The sequence below is a fragment of the Kitasatospora sp. MY 5-36 genome, assembly GCF_001182915.1.
Lineage (GTDB): Bacteria > Actinomycetota > Actinomycetes > Streptomycetales > Streptomycetaceae > Kitasatospora.
Genome location: NZ_LFVW01000963.1, coordinates 1 through 2903, shown reverse-complemented (window position 1 = coordinate 2903; position 2903 = coordinate 1). Strand labels below are relative to the sequence as shown.

Annotated in this window: 3 protein-coding genes; 1 reads left to right on the top strand and 2 read right to left on the bottom strand. The window is 74.8% G+C overall.

Going from position 1 to position 2903, the window contains the following annotated elements; genetic code table 11:
- Nucleotides 1-476, top strand: a 476-nt coding sequence (locus AE652_RS38870) for a bifunctional DNA primase/polymerase (protein ID WP_049660200.1), incomplete at its 5' end; no start/stop codon positions are given.
- Nucleotides 477-565: 89 nt separating this feature from the next.
- Here the strand turns inward: AE652_RS38870 and ftsY are convergent.
- Both ftsY and AE652_RS38860 read right to left on the bottom strand, forming a co-directional pair.
- On the bottom strand, nt 566-1792 hold the full coding sequence (gene ftsY, locus AE652_RS38865; protein ID WP_049660198.1) for a signal recognition particle-docking protein FtsY: 1227 nt from the start codon (nt 1790-1792) through the stop codon (nt 566-568).
- A 47-nt stretch (nt 1793-1839) separates the two neighbouring features.
- Nucleotides 1840-2903: AAA family ATPase (locus AE652_RS38860; protein WP_049660195.1), on the bottom strand; the 1064-nt coding region annotated here is incomplete at its 5' end.

Here is a 2903-nt window from a genome sequence, read left to right as displayed (position 1 = left end):
CGCCCGGCCTGCACCCCGTGCGGGGCGGCGGCCGGGCCCGCGCCGCCCGCACCGAGGGCGCGGTGCTGTTCCCCACCGGCCGCGCCTTCGACGTCCTGGACGTCCCCGAGCAGGCCGGCCTCCAGGCCCTGGTCCGGCTGGAGCGGATGGGCACCCAGGTGGGCCCGGTGCTCGCGCCCCCCACCGGCCGGCTCCAGTTCCTGGTCGCCGCCGGCACCGCCCGGCGCCTGCCCGACCTGCTGTACCGGATGGGCTGGGACGACGCCGCGCTCGACCTGGTCTGCCACGGCGAGGGCGGCCACGTCGCCGCCCCGCCCACCGTCCTCGGCGGTCTCGGCCCGGTCCGCTGGCTGCGCCGCCCCACCCGCGACAACGCGGGCTGCCCGCCGGAGGCCCGGCTGCTGCTCGGCACCCTCGCCTACGCCTGCCACCGCGGCCGCGAGCGCACCGCCGAGCCGGCCTGGATGGCCTCCTGACCGCCCCGCCCCGGCACGCGGAAGGGCCCGCCCCCTGGAGGGGGCGGGCCCTTCGTGCGCTTCCCTGATCGAACGCTTCGCGGAGGCTGTCAGTCGCCGATCAGCGCGTCCACGAACGCCCCCGGCTCGAACGGGGCCAGGTCGTCCGCGCCCTCGCCCAGGCCGATCAGCTTGACCGGCACGCCCAGCTCGCGCTGGACCGCGACCACGATGCCGCCCTTGGCGGTGCCGTCCAGCTTGGTCAGCACGATGCCGGTGATGTCGACCACCTCGGCGAACACCCGGGCCTGGATCAGGCCGTTCTGGCCGGTGGTGGCGTCCAGCACCAGCAGCACCTCGTCCACCGGGCCGTGCTTCTCGACGACCCGCTTGACCTTGCCCAGCTCGTCCATCAGGCCGGTCTTGGTGTGCAGGCGGCCGGCGGTGTCGATCAGCACGGTGTCCGCGCCCTCGGCGATGCCCTCCTTGACCGCGTCGAAGGCGATCGAGGCCGGGTCCCCGCCCTCCGGGCCGCGCACGGTGCGCGCGCCCACCCGCTCGCCCCAGGTCTGGAGCTGGTCGGCGGCGGCGGCGCGGAAGGTGTCGGCGGCGCCGAGCACCACCGTACGGCCGTCGGCGACCAGGACGCGGGCCAGCTTGCCGGTCGTGGTGGTCTTGCCGACGCCGTTGACGCCGACCACCAGGACCACCGCCGGGCCCTCCTCGTGCTTGGTGGAGCGCACGGCACGGTCGGAGTCCTTGCCGACCAGCTCGACCAGCTCCTCGCGCAGCAGCGCGCGCAGCTCGTCGGGGGTGCGGGTGCCGAGCACCTTCACCCGGGTGCGCAGCCGCTCGACCAGCTCCTGGGTGGGGGCGACGCCGACGTCCGCGGTGAGCAGCGTCTCCTCGATCTCCTCCCAGGTGTCCTCGTCCAGGTGCTCGCGGGAGAGCAGCGAGAGCAGGCCCTTGCCGAGCGAGTTCTGCGAGCGGGAGAGCCGCGAGCGCAGCCGGACCAGCCGGCCGGCGGTGGGCTCGGGGACCTCGATGGCCGGGGCCGCCTCAGCGGCCTCGACGACCTCGACCCCGGTGGCCTCGGCCTCGGCGGGCGCCTCGGCCTCCGGGAGTTGCACCTCCTCGACGGTGCGGCGGGGCGCCTCGGTCGGCGGCGCGGCCTCCTCGCCGACCTGGGGCTCCTGCGGGGTGGGCTTCGGCGCCGTGATGACCGGCGCCTGCGACTTCGGGGGCAGCTGCTGGCGTCGTCTGCCGGAAACGACGAGGCCGGCGATCGCACCGATGGCGACCACGGCGATGACTACGGCAAGGATCACGTATTCCATATCCGCTCCAGTATCCGCGACCGGAGCCCGGATGGACCGCAGCCGCCCTACACCGATGCGGTGCGTACGGCCCGCGGCCGGCGCTCCCGGTGCTCTTCGCGCAGCCGCTGGCTGATCACCTGCGAGATGCCGTCGCCCTTCATGGTCACGCCGTAGAGGGCGTCGGCCGACTCCATGGTGAGCTTCTGGTGGGTGATCACGATCAGCTGGGAGCTCTCCCGCAGCTCCTCCATGATCCCGATCAGCCGGCGCAGGTTGGTCTCGTCCAGCGCCGCCTCCACCTCGTCCATCACGTAGAACGGGCTGGGCCGGGCCTTGAAGATCGCGACCAGCAGCGCCACCGCGGTCAGCGAGCGCTCGCCGCCGGACAGCAGCGACAGCCGCTTGACCTTCTTGCCCGGCGGCCGGGCCTCGACCTCGACCCCGGTGGCGAGCATGTTCTCCGGGTCGGTCAGCACCAGCCGGCCCTCCCCGCCCGGGAAGAGCCGGGCGAAGACGCCCTCGAACTGGGCGGCGGTGTCGTGGTACGCCGAGGTGAACAGCTGCTCGACCCGCTGGTCCACCTCCCGGACGATGTCCAGCAGGTCGCGCCGGCTGCGCTTGAGGTCGTCCAGCTGCTCGCCGAGGAACCGGTGGCGCTCCTCCAGCGCGGCGAACTCCTCCAGCGCCAGCGGGTTGACCTTGCCGAGCTGCTGGTACGCCTTCTCGGCCGCCCGCAGCCGCTTCTCCTGCTCGGCCCGGACGTACGGGTACGGCTCGCCCGGTTCCGTCCCCTCCTCGGGCGCGGACGGCGGGACGGGCTGGTCCGGCCCGTACGAGGCGAGCAGCTCGCCGCCGTCGATGCCGAACTCCTCCAGCGCGCGGGCCTCCAGCTGCTCGATCCGCAGCCGCTTCTCGGCCCGCAGCACCTCGTCCCGGTGCCCGGCGTCGACCAGCTTGTCCAGCTCCTCCTTGAGCCCGCGGCCGTGCTCCCGGTGCTCGCGCAGCTCGTGCTCGCGCTCGGCCCGCGCCTGTTCGACGGCCGCCCGCCCGGCGTCCGCGCGGGCCAGCGACACCTCCAGGCAGGCCAGCAGCTGCCGGGCGCCCGCCGCGACGGCGTTCGCCACCGAGG